The following is an 18972-nucleotide window of genomic DNA, read 5'->3' on the forward strand; positions in this document are numbered from 1 at the left end:
TCGCCGACGGTCAGGTGAAAGGCGAACGGCCTTTTAGGGGCGCCGGACCCCTGTATACGTCTTGGCAATAATCCTGCCCCAAAGTGGGGCATGTGCTTTCAGGTTTACTATGGGGCTTGGCTATGATGCGGTCGGCGCCTAGCCTTGATGTCATGCGCATCCTCTCGACCCTGCTGCTGGTGTCCGCAGCCATCACCGCGTCGGCCTTTGCCCAGAGCGCGCCGGCCCCTTTCACGCTCGCCGAAAATGGGCGGGGCTTTGCCTCGCTCGCCGATGCGATCGGCGCGATCGGCGATGGCAAGGGCACGGTCATCGTCGCGCCGGGTACCTATCGCCAATGCGCGGTGCAGAATGGCGGCGAGGTGACGATCAAGGCGGCAACGCCGGGCAGCGCGATTTTCGACGGCACGATCTGCGAAGAAAAGGCGGCTTTGGTGCTGCGCGGCCGCGCCACCATGGTCGATGGCCTGATCTTCCAGAATCTGCGCGTGCCTGACGGCAATGGATCGGGCATCCGCCTCGAAAAGGGCAATCTTTCCGTCAGTAACAGCCTGTTCCGCAACAGCGAGGAAGGCATTCTGACCGGCGAGGATCGCGGTGCCACGGTCCAGATCGACAAGTCGACCTTCCGCCATCTCGGCCGGTGCGACCGCGATCTCGACTGTGCCCATGGCATCTATATCGGCCGGGTCGCGCGCCTTAGCGTCACCCGTTCGCGCTTCGACCAGGGCGATGGCGGCCATTATCTCAAGAGCCGCGCCGCGCAGGTCGATATCCGCGACAACAGCTTTGACGACAGCGGCGGCCATCTCACCAATTACATGATCGACCTCAGCAACGGCGCCAGCGGCCAGATCGTCGGCAACGACATGGTACAGGGCAAGGACAAGGATAATTGGTCCGCCTTTATCACCATCGCGCCGGAAGGCCGCGAGCAGGACAGCAGCGCCCTGGTGATCGAGGGGAACAAAGCCGGCTTCGTGCCGGGCCTGGCGCGCGGCTCGACCTTCGTCGCCAATTTTACCGACGATGTCGTCCGGATCGGCCAGAACCAGCTTGCCTCCAGCATGAAGGTGAAGGACCGGCGCTGACTTGGTCTCGCCGATCTGATAGGGAAGGGCGATGCGCACCACCTATGACAGCGCGACCGTCCGCCTCTATCATCTGGGCGACGACGGCGCGGCGATGACGATCCTGTATGGCCCCCTGAGCGAAGCCCTGCGCGTCGCCGAGCAACAGCCGCAGGACGTGCAGGACGGCCTGTTCCTCGCCACAGACAATGACGTCGTCGCCTATCTCGACCTGATCGAAAGCTGAGCGGCCGCGCATTTCGGACGAGAAAATAGGAAAAAGGCCGGTCCGTCAGGGTAACGGACCGGCCTTCGCTGGCCTGAAAACCAGAAGGGGGAAATGGTTCAGGCGGGCATTTTTCAGGCTGCCTCGGCTGCCTCCTCGGCAGTGGGCAGACGGATCAGATAGTCGAAGGCCGACAGGGCTGCGGTTGACCCCGCACCCATGGCGATGACGATCTGCTTGTAGGGCACGGTGGTGCAGTCGCCGGCGGCGAAGATGCCGGGCTGGCTGGTTTCGCCGCGCGCGTCGATCTCGATCTCGCCACGGGGCGAGAGGGCGATCGTGTCCTTGAGCCATTCGGTGTTCGGGACCAGGCCGATCTGGACGAAAATGCCCTCCAGCTCGACATCATGCTCGGTGCCGCTGTTGCGATCCTTGTAGCTGAGGCCGCTCACCCGCTCGCCATTGCCGTTCACCTTTGTGGTCAAGGCCGAGGTGATGATCTTGACGTTGGGCAGGCTGGCGAGCTTGCGCTGCAGCACCGCGTCGGCGCGGAGCTGGCTGTCGAATTCGATCAGCGTCACATGGGCGACGATGCCGGCCAGGTCGATCGCGGCTTCGACGCCGCTATTGCCGCCGCCGATCACCGCCACGCGCTTGCCCTTGAACAGCGGACCATCGCAGTGCGGGCAGTAGGCGACGCCCTTGTTGCGATATTCGTCTTCGCCGGGCACGCCCATCTGGCGCCAGCGAGCGCCGGTCGACAGGATGATGGTGCGGCCCTTCAGCGACGCGCCATTTTCCAGTACGACCTCATGATAGCCGCCTTCGGTCTTGGCTGGGATCAGCTTCGCCGCCTTCTGCAGGTTCATGATCTCGACGTCATAATCCTTGACGTGCGCTTCCAGCGCGCTGGCGAGCTTGGGGCCTTCGGTGCGGCTGACCGAGATGAAATTCTCGATATCCATGGTGTCGAGCACCTGGCCGCCGAAGCGTTCCGCCGCCACGCCGGTGCGGATGCCTTTGCGCGCCGAATAGATGGCCGCCGCCGCGCCGGCAGGGCCGCCGCCGACCACCAGCACCTCGAACGGATCCTGCTTGCGGATCTTCTCGGCCGCCTTCGCTTCGGCGCCACTGTCGATCTTGGCGACGATCTGTTCCAGTTCCATCCGGCCCTGGCCGAAGGGTTCGCCGTTGAGGAAGATGGTCGGCACCGCCATGACCTTGCGGGCGTCGACCTCATCCTTGAACAGGCCGCCGTCGATCGCGACATGGCTGATCCGGGGGTTCAAGACGCTCATCAGGTTCAGCGCCTGCACCACGTCGGGGCAGTTCTGGCACGACAGCGAGAAATAGGTTTCGAAGGCGAAGTCGCCGTCGAGATCCTTCACCTGCTGGATCAGGTCCTGCGCGGCCTTGGACGGATGGCCGCCGACCTGCAGCAAGGCGAGCACCAGCGAGGTGAATTCATGGCCCATCGGCAGACCGGCGAAGGTGACGCCGATATCGGTGCCGACCCGGCGGATCATGAAGCTGGGCTTGCGCTTGTCGTTGCCGGTGGCGAGGCTGACCTTGTCCGAAAGCTCGGCGATTTCGGTCAGCAATTCGTTCATTTCGCGCGACTTGGCGCCGTCATCCAGCGAAGCCACCAGCTCGATCGGCTGGGTGATGTTCGCCAGATAGGCCTTCAACTGCCCCTTGAGATTTGCGTCCAACATGTCTGTCTGGCTCCGTGGAAAAAATGGCGGGCCGTCCCGATCGGGAGGACGCGACGGCCCGTCCGGGGAATTGGTGCGACCCAAAAGCCCCGTTGAAACTAAGATAAGTCTGTAGAAATTTTTTTGAAGGTCCGCCGGGTCCCCTCAATCTGGGCGAACCCGGCGGCCTGTCAGCACCTAAAGATGCTTAGATCTTGCCGACGAGGTCGAGCGAGGGGGCGAGGGTTTCCGCGCCTTCTTCCCACTTGGCGGGGCAGACTTCGCCCGGATGGCTGGTCCAGTACTGCAGCGCCTTGATCTTGCGCAGCAGTTCGGCCGCGTTGCGACCCACGCCCTCGGGGGTGATTTCGACCAGCTGGATCACGCCTTCCGGATCGAGCACGAAGGTGCCGCGGTCGGCCAGGCCGACGCCTTCGCGCAGCACGCCGAACTGGTTCGAGATGTCGTGGTTCTGGTCACCCAGCATGTAATAGTTAATCTTGCCGATGGCCGGCGAAGTGTCGTGCCAGGCCTTGTGGCAGAAATGGGTGTCGGTCGACACCGAGTAGACTTCCACGCCCATGCCCTGCAGGGTGGGGTAGATGTCGGCCAGGTCTTCCAGCTCGGTCGGGCAGACGAAGGTGAAGTCGGCCGGGTAGAAGAAGAAGACGGCCCACTTGCCCTTGACGTCGGCATCGGTGACATCGACGAACTTGCCTTCCTTGAAAGCGGTTGCCTTGAAAGGCTGCAGGGGGGTGTTGATGAGAGCCATGGGCTATCCAGTTCCTTGATTAGGGTTGCTGTTGCGAAGCCTGTTTAGGGAAGCGGATGATTCGGGGGAAATTGGTTTTCTCGGACATGTTGATAGATAAAAGCGATCACACACTATCCGATTAATCGAACGGTTCATTGATCCCGCAGGGCATGACCCATGGCTCGTTCAACCAGCTGCTGCGCCTCTGCCGCGCTGAAACTGGTGGGATCCAGGCAATATTCCAGCCACAGCCCGTCGACCAGGGCCGTCAGGCCGATGGCCTTGAGCCGTACCTGCGCGGGGGAGAAGGCCGGCGCGGCGGCGGCGACCAGCCCCTCCAGCTGCGCGCGCGATGCGGCATAGATGTCGGCATGGGCGGCCGCGACATCGGCGTTGGACTTGATCAGGCTCCAGAAGGCGATCCAGGTGGCGAGCAGGTCGGCGTCCAGCACGGGCTCGCGGAAATTGGCCTGGAGAAAGGCACGTAGCCGGTCCAGCGGATGATCGCCCGCGCCTGCGATCGCTGCGTCCATGGCCTGGGACACGCGCTGCCCGACATCGCGATAGGTGGCCAGGATCAGCGCATCGACGCCCTCGAAATAATGGGTCAACAGCCCGGACGATACGCCCGCGGCGGCGCAGATAGCGCGGACAGAGGTGCCTGCCACGCCCTTTTCCGCCAGACATTTTGCCGTTGCGTCGATCAGTGCCTGCCGCCGGACATCGGCGGACTCCCGTACGAATTTCGCTCTCACTTGCCCCCCGGCATGGGGCGACCCGGCGCCCCGAACATGCTATTCTGTTGCCGCTCATTGTGCGGAAATGACGGGCGCTGGCAAGCGCCGTTCGACCCGATTGCGGATCGATCCGGCCGGTTCGCCCGTTTGCCCCGCATATTGTCGTCATGACAGCAAGGAGACCATGGATGATCCGACAGCCCGCCACCACTTTCGCCCTTCGCCTGATCCTGCCCGGTCTGGGCGCGGTATTGCTGCTGGGTGGCTGCGCCAAGGGCGTGGACAATGAAGCGGTAGCGAACAATGCGAGCGTGCCGGCCCATGCCGAGGCGATCGAGGATACGGACTCTGTCGCGGCCCCGGACAATGTAGGCGCGGCGCTGCCGACCGACGAGTGGGTCGGGCGCTGGACCGGACCGGAAGGGCTGTTCCTCGACATCCAGCCCGCGCCCGATGGCAAGCCGGGCCATTATGCGCTGGCCAACAAGGATAATCTCGACCGGGAGGCGACCTATAGCGGCCTGGCCGATGGCGCGGCGATCCGTTTCGTGCGCGATGGCCGCGATCTTGCCATCCGACCGGGCACCGGGGCGGAGACGGGTTTCAAATATCTCGCCGACAAGCAGGACTGCCTGATCGTGAAGCCGGGCGAGGAAGGCTATTGCCGATAAAGCGGGAACGGCAAAGGTCATGCCGACGTGACAGCGCCGAAGTTCACAGTGTCGTACGGCATTTAGGGCCGTTTGCACCGGATATGCGCCTGCCACGCGCCCATGACGCGACCGTCGCGCGTCAGCTGGGTCAGGACAGCCTCGCACCGACGCGCCGGTCGGGTCATGCCGACGCGACAGGGGGGCGACACATGGGTCACCGCCTGTGGCGGGCTGCGGTCGGGGCGAGGGAAGGGCGCGGTGCTGGTGCATCGCCCAGGGTAGATCAGAGATTGGGCGAGTAGGACAGGGCTTGCCTGACGCTGTCGGGTTTTGACGGCTGACGACCAGAAGCTGCCATCGTCACCCCGGCCTTGAGCCGGGGTCCCGCTTCTTTATCCGCTGCATCGAAAAGCGTCATGCCGGGTCAAGCCCGGCATGACGCCAACGGGGATCGACGGGTTGCGACCAGAAGTGCTCATTCCTTCTCCCGTTGGCGGGAGAAGGATACGAAGCCTTGCCGGCAAAGCCGGTTAGGCGAAGTTGGATGAGGGCGGCTTGTTTCAGAAGGCCCTCACCCCCCACGCCTTCGGCGCGGGCCCCTCCCTCTCCCGTGAACGGGAGAGGGTAGGCTGCCAGTCCGCTACCCACCCAACTTCGTCACTCACGTCTCCGCAGGGGTGACCGTGCCAGAGACGTTCAGTTTCGGCTCCGTATCTGAGCCTTGCTGGGAGTGCCCCGTAGCGGAATCAGGCGCTGGTCGTTGCGTGGCCGAGCTGGCGGGCGAGGGTGACGAATTCTTCGACGCTGACGGTTTCGGCGCGGCGTTGCGGGTCGATGCCGATCGCTTCCAGTGCATCGAGCGCGCCGGGGACGGACTTGAGGCTCTGGCGCAGCATCTTGCGGCGCTGGCCGAAGGCGGCGGCGGTCAGGCGTTCCAGGATCTTGAGCTGCACGCCTTCCGGCGCCGGCTTGGGGGTGATGTGGACCACGGCCGACATCACCTTGGGCGGCGGGGTGAAGGCGCTGCGATGCACCTTCATGGCGATGCGCGCGTCGCTGCGCCACTGGGCGAGGACGGCGAGGCGGCCATAATGGTCGGTGCCCGGCTTCGCGACGATGCGTTCGGCCACTTCCATCTGGAACATGAGCGTCAGGCTGGACCACCAGGGCAGCGGCGCCCATAGCGCAGACAGCCAGCCGACCAGCAGGGCGGTGCCGACATTATAGGGCAGGTTGGCGATGATATGGGCGCCATCGCCGGCCTCGGCACGGGCATCCACCTCCATCGCGTCGCCGGAAATGACGCGCAACTGACCGGGGAAGGCCAGCTCCAGTTCGGCGAGCGCCGGCAGGCAGCGCCGGTCGCGCTCGACCGCGACCAGCCGTCCGCCGGCGCGCAGGATCGCGCGGGTCAGGCCGCCGGGGCCGGGGCCGACCTCGAACGCGGGCTGATCCTGGATGCCGCCGGGAATGGCGGCGATCCGGTCGAGCAACTGTTCGTCGAGCAGGAAATTCTGGCCGAGCGCCTTGCTGGCCTGAAGCCCATGGGCGGCGATCACGTCGCGCAGCGGCGGCAAGGTGGGGCGGGCGTCAGCCGGCATAGGCAATCCGTGCGCGGGCGGCTTCGGCCGCCATCTTGAGGGCGGCGATCATCGCGCCGGGATTGGCGCTGTCGGTGCCGGCGATGCCGAAGGCGGTGCCATGATCGGGCGAGGTGCGCACGATCGGCAGGCCCAGGGTGATGTTGACGCCATCGTCGAAGTTCAGCGTCTTGATCGGGATCAGCGCCTGATCATGATACATGCAGAGCGCCGCGTCATAGGCTTCGCGGGCGCGGGCATGGAACATGCCATCGGCCGCCAGCGGGCCGACAATGTCGATCCCTTCGGCGCGCAGCGCCTCGATCGCCGGGCGGATCACCTCAATCTCCTCGCGGCCGAGTGCGCCATTCTCCCCGGCATGCGGGTTGAGGCCGGCGACGGCGAGACGGGGGCGGGCGATGCCGAAATTGCGCTGCAGCCCCTTCACCGTGGTGAGGGCGCGCGCGCGGATCAGATCGATGGTCAGCGCCGAGGGCACATCGGCCAGCGCGATATGGATGGTGATCGGCACCACCTTGAGCGACGGGCCGGCGAGCATCATGACCGCGTTCTGCGCCGAGACGCCGCAGCGTTCGGCGACGAATTCGGTCTGGCCCGGATGGGTGAAGCCGACGCCGTACAGTTGTTCCTTGCCGACCGGCGCGGTGACGATGCCGGCGGCCGATCCGGTGCGGGCAAGGCCGACCGCAACCTCCAGTGCCTGGAAAGCGGTGCGGGCGCCGTCGATGCTGGGCGTGCCGGGCACGATCTCGCCCGCTTCGGCCACCTGCATGCAGGGCAGGGCGCGCTCGAACACCTGCGCGGCTTCCTCGGGCGATCCGACGATCTCGACCGGGCCGAGCCACACCGCGCGCAGCGATGCAGCATCGCCGACGGCGAAGAAGGCAGGCAGGCCACGCGCTTCGCGCATGACCCAAGCCTTGGCGACGATTTCCGGCCCGATGCCTGCCGGGTCGCCGAGCGAGACGGCGAAGGGCGGCAGGCTGACCGGATCAGTTATATTCGATAACGGCATCGCGGCGAAGATCGCGCAGATAGATGCGGGCGCGCTTGTTGACGCGTTCCTCTTCCAGCTGGGCCTGGATCTGTTCGGGATTGGGGGCGTTGGCCGACTGCGGCTCGTCGCGGCCGCAGACGATCAGGACGCGGACGCCATCGTTGATCGAGCCGAAGGGCGGGGTGGATTCGCCGACCTGCAGATTGACCAGGATGTCCTGCAACTGGGGCGGCAGGTCGCGCAGCTTCACATTGTCATTGTCGACCACGTCGGCGCCGATGCGGGCGCCGATTTCGTTCGCCTGGCCGCAGCCCTTGATCTCCTTGACCGCGGCGGCGAAGGTCGCGGCCTTCTGGCTGGCGGCTTCCTTGCTGGTGCCGGCCGGGAAGAGGACCGACAGCTGCTTGAGGCTGAGCAGCGAATCGCGCGGATCGGCGGTCAGCACCTTGCGCTTGTCCATCACATAGATGATCGACATGCCGCCCACCGTCTCGATCGGGCCGGCGAGCTGGCCGACCTGCAATTCGGTGGCGGCCTGTGCCAGTTCGGTCGGCAGCTGGCTGGGGCGGACCCAGCCGAGATCGCCGCCGACGACGGCGGTGGAGGCTTCGGAGAACTGACGGGCATAGGCGGCGAAGCTGCCGCCCTGCTTGATCTGTTCGATGATGTTGCGCGCGTTGGCCGTGATCTGGTCACGGTTTTCCGGCGTCGAGGACAGGTAGATTTCGCTGATCCGCACTTCGTCGCTGCCCTTGGCGGCGTTGAGGCGATCGACCACCGACTTCACTTCGTCTTCGGAGACGTTGACGAAGGGCTGGATGTTGCGGCGGAGCAGGCGGCTCCAGGCCAGTTCGCCCTCGATCTGGCGCTTGATGCTGCTGGCCGAGCTGCCCTGTTCGCGCAGATACTGGTCGAACTGGGGCGGCGACTTGCGGAAATTGGCCGCGACGCGCTCATAGCTCTGGTTCACTTCGGCCGGATCGATCTTGATGTCGTTGGCCGCCGCTTCCTGAATCTGCAGCGTTTCGTCGATCAGGTTGCGCAGAACCTGAACGCGCAGCCGTTCCTTTTCCTCGGCCGACACCTTGCCGCCATTGGCGGTGATGATCAGGGCCAGGCGCTGATCGACATCGGTGCCGGTGATGATGCGGCCGTTCACGATCGCCGTCGCCTTGCGGACATTGGGATCATTCTTGCCGAAGATGGTGACGTCCTTGGGCAGGTTCAGGCCCTGATCGGCGTCATCGTCGACGGCCTGGGCCGACACGGTCTGTGCCGCCATGCCCAGAAGGGCGGTGGACAGAAGCAGGGTGCGCAGGCCCGAGCGAACGGATTTGGGCGAGAAAACGACAGAAAGCATCGTCGGCAAAAATCTCCAATACGGTCGGGAGCCAATGCCCCGTTCCGCCTTAACCGGTCCTGAGCGGACGGCGGGAAGGCAGTTCCTTATATGCCAATATTGCGAAAAGCCAGCCGCAGCTGGAAGCTGTTGCCGGCGCGCGCGTCACCGTTGGTCTGATAGTCGCGCCGCCATGTAAAGCCCAGCGTCAAACAATCATCCTCATAGGCAACGCCGAGGCGCTGGCGCACCGGCTCATAGCCGTCGGCCGTGGTGCCCGGATCTTCCTGCGCGCCGGTAAGATCGATGACGGTCGAGCCGAACACCGACCAGAAGCGGGCGAACTGGATGCGGCCGCCAAGGCGCAGTTCCTCGCGGTCCTGCAGATCCTCCAGCGTGATGTTGGCGTTGCGGTTGAGGCGCAGATAGCTGATCTGGGCATAGGTCTTCTTGCTGCCCACGGTCGCGTCGACCTCGTTCCGGCGGACCGCCAGATTGTCCTTGTCGACCCGGAAGCGCTGGGTGAAGCTGACGAAATCCTTGTAGCGGATGGTCCAGCGGCCGACGATGTCGGACATGCGGTCGGACAGGCCGGTGCCGTCGGGCAGGATGCTGGCGCGGTTGTCGAGCCGGTAGCTCTGGCCGACATTGGCGTCGAGCGTGAAGTCGGGCAGCGCCAGATTATATTCCAGGCCATAGGTGATGCGGCTCGAATCCTCGAACCGGTCATAGCCCGCGAAGCGGTTGAGCGCGAAGAGGTTACTGTCCTCCAGATCGACCGACCGGGCATCCTCATTGGGCACCGACAGGTTGGCGAGATGGGGCGAGGCGACGATCTGGACGCGCGGGGCGATGCGCTGCACGCCGCCGAAGGCCTCACCCATGAAGGGCCAGCGCATGTCGACCGCGGCGGCGGCGATGCCGCGCGCCTTCCAACCCGGATCGCCGGCATAGCTGATCGTGTCGGTGAGCAGATTGTCGCTGCTGTGATAGACGTCGCCGCGCAGATAGGTGGTGAAATTCACTTCCTGGCCAAGGCCGGTCAGCTTGCGCAGATTCCATTCGAACGCGGCAAAGGCGCGCTGGGTATCCTGCCCTTCGGTCCGGGTGATCGCCAGCGTATTGGCCTGGAACTGCATCTGGCCGCCCAGCAGCGGATCCTTCATCCGCAGCCGATAATCCATGACCGGCAGGGCGATCGGCATCTGGCCCTGGGGGTCATCGACGCGCAGCGTCTGCACCGCCCAGCCGGCGAGCGAGAAATAGCTGTTCTCGCCGATCCGCTGGACGCCCAGGGTCGAACGCAGCCGGTCGTCGCGGCTGATGTCGTAGCGGCGCAGGAAGGTGCGGTCGGTGGCGACCCGGATCGACCCGTTGACGCTCCATTCCGGCGACAGCTGCATGCCGCCGCTGGCGTCGATCGCGCCGCGGATGTCCTTTTGCGAATCGGTCGGCGTGATGCCGCTCGACCGGCTGCCATAGGTGGCATAGCCGGTGATCTGATAGGCGCCGCGATCGTAGAGATGGCGGAAATTGCCTTCGATCATCGGCAGCGAATCGCTGTAGACGTGCGGCGTGACGGTCAGGTCGCGATTGGGCGCGAGCTTGAGATAATAGGGGACCGCGACCTCGAAGCCGTTGACCCGGTCATAACGGATATTGGGGACCAGAAGGCCGCTGCCGCCATCGTCGCCGACCGGATGCGACAGGCCCGGCACCGGGATCAGCGGCAGGCCGAACAGCTCGACATTGGCGCGGGTATAGGAGACGCGCTGCTTGGTCGGGTCATAGACGACCTTGACCGCGTTGATCTGCCAGGTCGGTTCCTTGGGGCAACCGTCGCTGCCTTCCACCGGACAGCCGGTATAGGCGGCGTGGTGCAACGTATAGACGCCATTGACCCGCTCGCCCTTGGTCGCGGCCATGCGGCCGCCCTTCTGGAGGACCAGCAATATATTGTCGACCGCGCCATCCTTGAGCGTATCGGTGACATCGAAGCGATCACCATAGGCGACATTGCCGTCGGGATCGATCACCGAGACGGCGCCCTGTGCCTCGACCTTGCCGGTGTTGCGGTCCCACACGATCTTGTCAGCGCGCAGCCGGTTGCCGTCGCGCAGCAACTGGACATTGCCGGTGGCGGTCACGACCTGACTGTTGGTGTCATATTCCAGCGTATCGGCGGCGAAGCCGATTTCCTGGTCATTGTCGGGCACTGGCGCGTCGGGCGCGCTGATCGGCGTCTGGGGCTCGTTCAGCTTGGGCTCGGGCGCCTGTTGCGCATGGGCCAGCGGCGCCGCGAGCAGGCAGGACGAGGCAGCGCCGGCAAGCAGCGCCTGTTTGAACGACAGGGGAAACACGGAAATCTGCAAGCGTAGGGGCCTCTTTGTGGGCACTTCTGGTCCCTGCCTATCGCACTGCTTGGCCCGCGCCGCAATCGCTGCTCGCATTCGGGACGGCGGAAATCCGCCGAATGGCTTTGCAGAGCGGCAAAGCCGCACTATCTGGCTGAAACAAGAACGACACGGCATTCCAGAGAAAAGGCCCCCAGATGGACATCCAATTCAGCCCCACGCGCCCCCAGGTCGACACGTTGGTCCTTGCCGTGGCGAAGGGGACTGTCGACAGCCTGCCGCTTACCGCATCGGCCACGCTGGTCGCCGGCGCCGCCGCCGCGCGCTTCGCCGGTGAGGCGGGCGGCAGCGTCGAGAGCTTCGTCGAGGAAGGCGGCGCAGTGCTGCGCGTCCTGCTGCTGGGCATCGGCAATGGCAGTGCGGCCGACCTGGAGCGGGCTGGCGGCGCGCTGACCGCCAAGCTGTCGACCAGCGGCGCCACCCACGCAGCGGTCGAATTCCCGGCCGGCGTCAGTGGCGAGGATGCCGCACGGCTGGGCCTGGGCGCGCTGCTGCGCAGCTGGCGGATCGACACCTATCGCACGCGTCAGCCCGAAAAGGCGAAGCCGACGCTGGCGACCGTGACGATCGTCGCAACCGGCGCCGAGGCCGAATGGGCCAAGCTGTCGGCGGTCGCCGCCGGCGTTGCCTTCACCCGCGAACTGGTGTCGGAACCGGCCAACATCCTCTATCCTGAAAGCTTCGTCGCGCGCTGCCAGCATCTGGCCGAACTGGGCGTCAAGATCACCGTGCTGGACCGCGCGGCGATGACGGAGCTGGGCATGGGCGCGCTGCTGGGCGTGGCGCAGGGGTCGGCGCGTGAAGCGCGGTTGCTGGCGATGGAATGGGACGGCACTGATGGGGCCGCCGAAAAGCCGGTCGTGTTCATCGGTAAGGGTGTGACCTTCGACACTGGCGGCATTTCGCTCAAGCCTGGCCCCGGCATGGAAGACATGAAGTGGGACATGGGCGGCGCCGGTGCCGTCGCTGGTGCCATGAAGGCGCTGGCCGGTCGCAAGGCCAAGGCGCGTGTCGTCGGCATCTGTGGCCTGGTCGAGAATATGCCCGACGCCAATGCCCAGCGCCCCGGCGACATCGTGACGTCGATGTCGGGCCAGACCATCGAGGTGCTGAACACCGACGCCGAAGGCCGTCTGGTGCTGTGCGACGCGGTGACTTGGGCGCAGAAGACCTATGAACCTGAAGTGGTGATCGACCTCGCCACCCTGACCGGGGCGATGATGATTGCGCTCGGCAGCGAGCATGGCGGCTTGTTCGCCAACGACGATGCGCTGGCCGACGACCTGCTGGCGGCGGGCAAGACCAGTGGCGAGAAGCTGTGGCGCTTCCCGCTGTCGGAGGCCTATGACAAGCTGATCGACAGCCCGATCGCCGACATGAAGAATATCGGTCCGCGCTTCGCCGGCTCGATCACCGCTGCCCAGTTCATCAAGCGCTTCGTCAACGAAGGCGTGAAGTGGGCGCATCTCGACATTGCCGGCATGGTCTGGTCGGACAAGCCCGGCGCCACCGCCGACAAGGGCGCGACCGGCTATGGCGTGCGCCTGATCGACCAGCTGGTGGCCGACAAGTTCGAGCGCTGAAGCCGGTGCAGGTCGACTTCTACCAGCTGAGCCGCGATCCCGTGGAAGGGGTGCTGCCCGCGATCGCGGCGCGCATCCTGGACATGGGCGCGCGGCTGCTGGTGGTGGCCGACGAGCCGGAACGGCTGGCCCGCATATCGGCGGGCCTGTGGGCGGGGCCACCCGAAAGCTTCCTGGCCAATGGGCTGGCAGGCGACGGGGTGGACGCCGCCCAGCCGGTGCTGCTGGCGCAGGATTGCGTCGCGGCCAATGGCGCCAGGCATATCGCGCTGGCAGACGGAATATGGCGCGAGGAGGCGCTGGGCTTCGATCGCGCCTTCTATTTCTTCGATGCGGACACGATCGACGGGGCGCGGGCCAGCTGGCGGGCGCTCAGCAAGCGCGAGGGCGTGACCCCGCGCTTCTGGCGGCAGGAAGGCCGCAAATGGGTGCAGGGGCCGTGAACGCCCGGAAATAGGGACTTCTACGAAGCCCACTCGCGCCCCTCTTGCGAAGTGATCCGGCCCGGTCTAAAGGGCGCGCAACTTTATTCCAACAATCCGGAGTTATGAGGGCCATGGCCGTCACGCGCACTTTTTCGATCATCAAGCCCGACGCAACCCGTCGCAACCTGACCGGCGCCGTCACCAAGATGCTGGAAGAAGCCGGCCTGCGCGTCGTCGCTTCCAAGCGCATCCGCATGAGCCGCGAGCAGGCCGAGGGCTTCTATGCCGTTCACAAGGAACGCCCCTTCTTTGCTGACCTGGTCGCCTTCATGATCTCGGGCCCGGTCGTCGTCCAGGTTCTGGAAGGCGAAAATGCCGTGACCCGCAACCGCGACATCATGGGCGCCACCAACCCGGCCAATGCCGACGCCGGCACCATCCGCAAGGAACTGGCCGAATCGATCGAAGCCAATTCGGTCCATGGTTCGGACAGCGAAGAAAATGCCGCGATCGAGATCGCCTATTTCTTCAAGCCCGAAGAAATCGTCGGCTAAACCCGACACCCGTCCCCGGACGAGCAAAAGGCCCGGCGCTCCCGCAAGGAGCGGCCGGGTTTTTTGTTGCGAGGATGATGGATTGGGTGGTGGGTTCAACGGGTGGCGGCAACACATGCTTGGAAACGCTCTGCGGGCGTTTGATATTCGAGCGTTTTCCTTGGCCGTTCGTTGAGTTGCCGTGCAACGGCACTCAGCTTGGCCTGGCTGTATAGCGACAGATCGGTTCCTCTGGGGAAATATTGCCGTAGCAGGCAGTTGGTGTTTTCGTTGGAGCCGCGCTATATCTCTGCTCGCTGGCTGGCCGTGTAATAGATCCGACGACGCTGCTTCATCGAGACACTCCATATTCCTCAAGATATTAAATGCTGCAGCCCGTTGAACCCACCGTGGATGGCGGACGTAGCCAAATAAACGGGTATGGATTATGATGTGACATGATGGCCGCTGATTATCCTATGTCTGAGGAACAACTTGTCGACATGCTGCTTGCTCGGAACGGTCGGCGGACATTGGCCACCACTGTCAACAAAGAACCGATGAAGGTGACGTCCTTAGAAATTACCGACCTTCCCTCAGATGCTGGATGTGAGTAGCCCCTAGGTTGCGTTGACAAAAGAGATTCCCAAGCCGGTGAAGTTTTGATTCAAGCCTTCCTTTTGGAAGGGCAAGCATGGATCGCGGCGACCTGAGCGACGCAGAATGGGAATTGATCGGGCCGCTGCTCCCACCCGAGCGTGGCAGGCATGCTCGCCCGGCCGGAGATAACCGGCGCTATCTCAATGGAATGCTGCACGTCCTTCGGGTTGGCTGCCCCTGGCGCGACATGCATGAGCGCTATGGGAAGTGGAACTGGGTCTACGTCCGGTTCCGGCGCTGGGCCGAGCAAGGCGTCTGGGATGCCATGCTGCAAACTCTGGTCGATCTCGGCCTAACCGACGACTGGCAGCACATGATCGACAGCACCACGGTTCGCGGTCATGTCTCGGCCGTGGGCGAAAAAGGGGGGCTTGTGCGCAGGCTTTTGGTCGATCACGCGGCGGCTTTACGTGCAAGGTCCACGCCCGCTGCGACAATCAAGACCTCCCTCTCGGCTTCTACCTGACGGGCGGGGAGGCTTCCGATTACGGCGGTGTCGATAGCCTCATGGCCATGCCGGTGCCAAAGCCTGCGGCCTTGCTCGCCGACAAGGGCTACGACGGCGACCGTTTCCGCGAGAACCTGCTCCTGCACAACATCCTGCCCGTCATCCCGCCGCGTTCGAACCGCAAGGCACCAGAGCATCCCGACTATCGCCGCTATCGCGAACGCAACCGCGTCGAGCGCATGTTCGGCTTCCTCAAACACCAACGCCGCATCGCGACACGCTTCGAGAAAACCGCGCTTTCCTACCTCAGCTTCCTCAACATCGCCGCAGCAAGGCTATGGTTGAAGCATTTTGTCAACGCGACCTAGATTTCTGGATGCTTTCTATCCTAATTTTGAGGACAGGAGACGACGATGGGGAAGCCCGATTTCAGCGATGAGTTCAAGCGTGATGCGGTAGCCCAGATCACCGAACGCGGGTATCCGGTAGCGGAGGTTTCTGAGAGGCTCGGCGTCAGTCAGCGTTCGCTGTATGCCTGGAAGCGGCAACTGGCGCAGGTGGTGTCTGGCGATGCCAGCAAGGATGCCGAGATTCGTCAGTTGAAGCGCGAACTGGCCTGGGTGACCGACATCACCTACATCCGCCCTCTGGAGGGCTTTGCTTATCTGGCTGTCGTGATCGATCTCTATTCCCGCCGTGTGGTGGGCTGGTCGATGCAGAGCAGGCAGACCACCGATGCGGTGCTGCAAGCGCTGCACATGGCGGTATGGCGGCGCAAGCCGAAGCAATGGGTGCTGATCCATTCGGATCAGGGCTCGCAGTTCACCAGCATGGACTGGACGGCCTTCATCCGGGCTCACAATCTTGAGCACTCGATGAGCCGCCGTGGCAACTGCCATGACAACGCGGTGGCTGAAAGCTTCTTCTCCTCGCTCAAGCGTGAGCGCATTCGGCGCTGGACCTACAAAACACGCGATGAAGCCCGGCAGGACGTGTTCGATTACATCGAGATGTTCGTCCGCAAGCAGGTCAGGAACAGGATGCTATCCCCCGCACAGTTCGAACGGCAGCAGATTTTGAAAGCAGAAGACGTCTAGGTCGCGTTGACAAAATGCTTCAACCATAGCCTTGCTGCGGCGATGTTGAGGAAGCTGAGGTAGGAAAGCGTGGTTTTCTCGAAGCGTGTCGCGATGCGGCGTTGGTGTTTGAGGAAGCCGAACATACGCTCGACGCGGTTGCGATCGCGATAGCGGCGATAGTCGGGATGCTCTGGTGCCTTGCGGTTCGAACGCGGCGGGATGACCGGCAGGATGTTGTGCAGGAGCAGGTTCTCGCGGAAACGGTCGCCGTCGTAGCCCTTGTCGGCGAGCAAGGCCGCAGGCTTTGGCACCGGCATGGCCATGAGGCTATCGACACCGCCGTAATCGGAAGCCTCCCCGCCCGTCAGGTAGAAGCCGAGAGGGAGGTCTTGATTGTCGCAGCGGGCGTGCCTTGCAGGTAAAGCCGCCGCGTGATCGACCAAAAGCCTGCGCACAAGCCCCCCTTTTCCGCCCACGGCCGAGACATGACCGCGAACCGTGGTGCTGTCGATCATGTGCTGCCAGTCGTCGGTTAGGCCGAGATCGACCAGAGTTTGCAGCATGGCATCCCAGACGCCTTGCTCGGCCCAGCGCCGGAACCGGACGTAGACCCAGTTCCACTTCCCATAGCGCTCATGCATGTCGCGCCAGGGGCAGCCAACCCGAAGGACGTGCAGCATTCCATTGAGATAGCGCCGGTTATCTCCGGCCGGGCGAGCATGCCTGCCACGCTCGGGTGGGAGCAGCGGCCCGATCAATTCCCATTCTGCGTCGCTCAGGTCGCCGCGATCCATGCTTGCCCTTCTAAAAGGAAGGCTCGAATCAAAACTTCACCGGCTTGGGAATCTCTTTTGTCAACGCAACCTAGAAAACTAGGGGCTACTCAATGGGATCACTATGCAGACATTGGAGGTATAGGCTTGCTGAGTGATGGAGGAAAATATTCCTTTTACTCTGCTGAGGTCGGCACGGTTGCGGACCTGATAGGCGGAGAGCTAATCTACACCCGCAAGCCCGCATAAATTGAGCCTTCGTGGGTACTACAAGGCCTACGGAATGACAAAGAATGGTCGTCAGCGGTCAAAATCCGATCCCCGTCATTGCTTTGCTGCGCTTGGATGACGGGGCGGCCTGCGTCTCTCAGGCGCCTGCCGGGGTCCGGGTAATGCGCATATGCTGGCGCTGGCGGGCGTGGGCGGGCTCCTGGTCGCACAATATCTCTTCGGTCAGCGAGACATGGGCGAGGGTCAGCATCATGTCCATCAGCCTTTGCTCGGCCGGCGGCAGGGCGTCGATCGGGTAGCGGTCGAGATGGGCGAGGGCGGCGTCGAGCAGGGGGGCTGCGGCGGCGAAGAAAGCGGCGCGATGGGTGGGGTCGGCGTCGCCGCGGCGGGCGGCACGGGCGATTGAGCCGCTGACCGCCCAATGATCTGCGAAGGGGGCGAGCGCCTCGAAACCAGTGGGGAGGAGCGTGGTCATGCCATTGCCTCCGCCCGCAGAGGGGGCGTAGCGCTAGCCCGTTCTGCTCGATAGGCCTGGACCCGGTCGTCGACGGCGGTGAAGAGGTGGCGGCAAAGCGCCTCCTGCGCCTGGAAATGGATATGTTTGAGCGCGCCGCTGTTGAGGCCGCGCTGGCCCGCCTCGATCACGTCGCGATCCTCGGCATGGATGTCGCGGGCGCTGGCCATCGCATATTCGCGGGCATAGCGGCGGCTGGCGCAGTCATCCTCGCCCTTCCAGTAGAGGCGGATCACGCCGCGCGAGCGGCGGGCGTCGATCGGCCAGACGGTGTGAGAGAAGGGCTGGGCCGGCGAGCCCAGGATGAAGAAATTGGGAAAGAGCGCGAGATAGTCGCGGCTATGCGGGCCGGCGGTGCCGTCGGCCATGGCGAAGCGGGCAGCGCGGCCGAAGGATTGCGCCTGCACCGGTTTGGGCGCGGGATCGGGATTGGTCCAGATCGTCTGGGTGCGGTGGGGGCCGTGAAAGCCCATCTTCACCGGATAGCCGAACGGGTTGTCCTCGCCCACGGCGGGTGCGCCCGAGCGGGGATGGATGAAGCGGAGATGGTAATTTTCCTGGAAATTGTCGTAGGTCAGCTTCCAGTTGGCGTCGATCTCATAGACATATTCGGAAAAGGTGGTGGCCTGTGCCGCCGGGAAGCCGTCGAGCATGGTCGCATAGGGGCCAAGATCGTCGCGTAGGCCTTTGTCCGGCGTGCCGAGATGGACGAAGATCAGCCCGCCGCAGATGTCGAGCGCGACGCGGGGCAGGGCGCAGTCGGCCTTGTCGACGAAGAAACGATCGAAATCGGGGGCGGCGAGCAGCGCGCCATCGGTGCCGAACGACCAGCGATGATAGGGGCAGGAGAAGGTGCCGCGCCTGCCGCTTTCCTCCTCGACCAGCTGGGTGCCGCGATGGGTGCAGACATTGTGGAAGGCGCGAATCTCGCCCTCGCGGCCGCGCACGATCAGCAGCGACACATTGAGTGCCTCGATCTCGCGGCGGATGAAGCTGCCGCTGTCGGGCAGTTCGCAGACATGGCCGATCTGCAACCAGGAGCGGCGGAACACCGCTTCCCGTTCCAGCTCGAACCAGGCCGGATCATGATAGGGGGCGGCGGGGATCGGCGCGGTGCCGAGCCAGGCCAGACTGTCGTCGCTCATGCCCTGAAAGCCGGGCCGTTCGCCGTGCATCATCGCTCTCCGCTGTCTGTCTTTTCGACAGCATGAGCGGGTCAACCTGAATTTGCAACACTATTG

At 64.2% G+C, this 18972-nt stretch carries 17 protein-coding genes and 2 pseudogenes; 8 read left to right on the forward strand and 11 right to left on the reverse strand.

Annotated elements, in window-relative coordinates; all coding sequences use genetic code 11:
* The first annotated feature begins 152 nt into the window (after positions 1-152).
* A complete protein-coding gene (locus VHN57_RS00650) occupies positions 153-1091 on the forward strand; it encodes a right-handed parallel beta-helix repeat-containing protein (RefSeq protein ID WP_069338532.1) in 939 nt (312 codons plus the stop codon).
* A gap of 31 nt (positions 1092-1122) precedes the next feature.
* On the forward strand, positions 1123-1317 hold the full coding sequence (locus VHN57_RS00655; RefSeq protein WP_048938279.1) for a hypothetical protein: 195 nt from the start codon (positions 1123-1125) through the stop codon (positions 1315-1317).
* A 113-nt stretch (positions 1318-1430) separates the two neighbouring features.
* Here VHN57_RS00655 and ahpF read toward each other — a convergent pair whose 3' ends face one another.
* From ahpF to betI, 3 genes are all read right to left on the reverse strand, one after another.
* A complete protein-coding gene (gene ahpF / locus VHN57_RS00660) occupies positions 1431-3011 on the reverse strand; it encodes an alkyl hydroperoxide reductase subunit F (RefSeq protein WP_278392316.1) in 1581 nt (526 codons plus the stop codon).
* 187 nt (positions 3012-3198) lie between these two features.
* Positions 3199-3762, reverse strand: coding sequence for an alkyl hydroperoxide reductase subunit C (gene ahpC / locus VHN57_RS00665; protein WP_004210655.1), 564 nt, complete (start codon positions 3760-3762; stop codon positions 3199-3201).
* Positions 3763-3896: 134 nt separating this feature from the next.
* Positions 3897-4499 carry a transcriptional regulator BetI gene (gene betI / locus VHN57_RS00670; protein WP_278987871.1) on the reverse strand — a complete coding sequence of 201 codons (603 nt, stop codon included), beginning with the start codon at positions 4497-4499 and terminating at the stop codon, positions 3897-3899.
* 170 nt (positions 4500-4669) lie between these two features.
* Between betI and VHN57_RS00675 the strand changes: the two genes are divergently transcribed.
* Positions 4670-5152 carry a hypothetical protein gene (locus tag VHN57_RS00675; protein WP_278987873.1) on the forward strand — a complete coding sequence of 161 codons (483 nt, stop codon included), beginning with the start codon at positions 4670-4672 and terminating at the stop codon, positions 5150-5152.
* 728 nt (positions 5153-5880) lie between these two features.
* Here the strand turns inward: VHN57_RS00675 and rsmA are convergent.
* From rsmA to VHN57_RS00695, 4 genes are all read right to left on the reverse strand, one after another.
* Positions 5881-6735, reverse strand: a complete 855-nt coding sequence (gene rsmA, locus VHN57_RS00680; RefSeq protein ID WP_423282327.1) for a 16S rRNA (adenine(1518)-N(6)/adenine(1519)-N(6))-dimethyltransferase RsmA — start codon at positions 6733-6735, stop codon at positions 5881-5883.
* A complete protein-coding gene (gene pdxA, locus VHN57_RS00685) occupies positions 6725-7750 on the reverse strand; it encodes a 4-hydroxythreonine-4-phosphate dehydrogenase PdxA (RefSeq protein WP_010335611.1) in 1026 nt (341 codons plus the stop codon). Before pdxA ends, rsmA begins: the two co-directional genes overlap by 11 nt.
* A complete protein-coding gene (locus VHN57_RS00690; protein ID WP_169859866.1) occupies positions 7728-9092 on the reverse strand; it encodes a peptidylprolyl isomerase in 1365 nt (454 codons plus the stop codon). Before VHN57_RS00690 ends, pdxA begins: the two co-directional genes overlap by 23 nt.
* An 86-nt stretch (positions 9093-9178) precedes the next feature.
* Positions 9179-11443 carry an LPS-assembly protein LptD gene (locus VHN57_RS00695; protein ID WP_125998953.1) on the reverse strand — a complete coding sequence of 755 codons (2265 nt, stop codon included), beginning with the start codon at positions 11441-11443 and terminating at the stop codon, positions 9179-9181.
* Between the two features lie 179 nt (positions 11444-11622).
* Between VHN57_RS00695 and VHN57_RS00700 the strand changes: the two genes are divergently transcribed.
* The 3 genes from VHN57_RS00700 (at position 11623) to ndk (ending at position 14047) form a co-directional block, all read left to right on the forward strand.
* Complete coding sequence (locus tag VHN57_RS00700) at positions 11623-13068, forward strand: leucyl aminopeptidase (protein WP_278987237.1); 1446 nt, start codon at positions 11623-11625, stop codon at positions 13066-13068.
* Between the two features lie 5 nt (positions 13069-13073).
* On the forward strand, positions 13074-13511 hold the full coding sequence (locus tag VHN57_RS00705) for a DNA polymerase III subunit chi (RefSeq protein ID WP_278987239.1): 438 nt from the start codon (positions 13074-13076) through the stop codon (positions 13509-13511).
* Positions 13512-13624: 113 nt separating this feature from the next.
* Positions 13625-14047: a nucleoside-diphosphate kinase gene (ndk, locus tag VHN57_RS00710; RefSeq protein ID WP_004210674.1), complete on the forward strand. Its 423-nt coding sequence runs from the start codon at positions 13625-13627 to the stop codon at positions 14045-14047.
* A gap of 95 nt (positions 14048-14142) precedes the next feature.
* Here ndk and VHN57_RS00715 read toward each other — a convergent pair.
* Positions 14143-14328, reverse strand: a pseudogene (locus VHN57_RS00715) (transposase); the annotation flags it as partial.
* A gap of 392 nt (positions 14329-14720) precedes the next feature.
* On the opposite strand from VHN57_RS00715, the pseudogene VHN57_RS00720 reads away from it, so the two are divergent.
* Positions 14721-15502, forward strand: a pseudogene (locus VHN57_RS00720) (IS5 family transposase).
* A gap of 45 nt (positions 15503-15547) precedes the next feature.
* Complete coding sequence (locus VHN57_RS00725; protein WP_423282331.1) at positions 15548-16231, forward strand: IS3 family transposase; 684 nt, start codon at positions 15548-15550, stop codon at positions 16229-16231.
* Here the strand turns inward: VHN57_RS00725 and VHN57_RS00730 are convergent.
* The 3 genes from VHN57_RS00730 to VHN57_RS00740 form a co-directional block, all read right to left on the reverse strand.
* A complete protein-coding gene (locus VHN57_RS00730; protein ID WP_423282333.1) occupies positions 16228-17007 on the reverse strand; it encodes an IS5 family transposase in 780 nt (259 codons plus the stop codon). The two genes, VHN57_RS00725 and VHN57_RS00730, sit on opposite strands and share 4 nt — an antisense overlap.
* Positions 17008-17353: 346 nt before the next feature.
* On the reverse strand, positions 17354-17692 hold the full coding sequence (locus VHN57_RS00735) for a hypothetical protein (RefSeq protein WP_287430120.1): 339 nt from the start codon (positions 17690-17692) through the stop codon (positions 17354-17356).
* Entirely contained in the window at positions 17689-18876 is a 1188-nt protein-coding gene (locus tag VHN57_RS00740; protein ID WP_278988470.1) for an aromatic ring-hydroxylating oxygenase subunit alpha, read from the reverse strand. The genes VHN57_RS00735 and VHN57_RS00740 overlap by 4 nt, the downstream gene beginning before the upstream one ends.
* Positions 18877-18972: the final 96 nt, after the last annotated feature.

Source organism: Sphingobium salicis subsp. salicis, assembly GCF_049472635.1.
Classification (GTDB): domain Bacteria; phylum Pseudomonadota; class Alphaproteobacteria; order Sphingomonadales; family Sphingomonadaceae; genus Sphingobium; species Sphingobium yanoikuyae_A.